This window comes from Bradyrhizobium sp. 23AC (assembly GCF_054863025.1).
Map to the genome: position 1 here is coordinate 1 of NZ_JAVAYN010000140.1, position 275 is coordinate 275.

Sequence of the window (275 nt, forward strand, 5' to 3'; positions counted from 1 at the left end):
CATCTTCGGACGGATCGGATCCCCTCACCATCGCGGCAGTTGCAGCAACTATCTATTCCAAGGCGACATGGAATCCCTTCTACAAGCTTCTTGCGGAAGGGCCGACGCCGGCTGTGCGGACGGGTATCTTGGAACGTTGTCCTGCGTCGGACAAAGATGTCATCGACAAGAACAAAGCAAACTGGCTATGGGAACTTGATTCCACGATTGAAGGCGGCGTTGCGAACAATGACAAGAGCCACAGCATGGGTTGGGACTGTGTCTTCGTCGTGAAT

1 protein-coding gene is annotated in these 275 nt (G+C 53.8%); it reads left to right on the plus strand.

The annotated features are described in order from the left end of the window. The coding region (locus tag RAD10_RS41815; RefSeq protein WP_461622019.1) for a hypothetical protein at positions 1 to 275 on the plus strand (275 nt) is incomplete at both ends.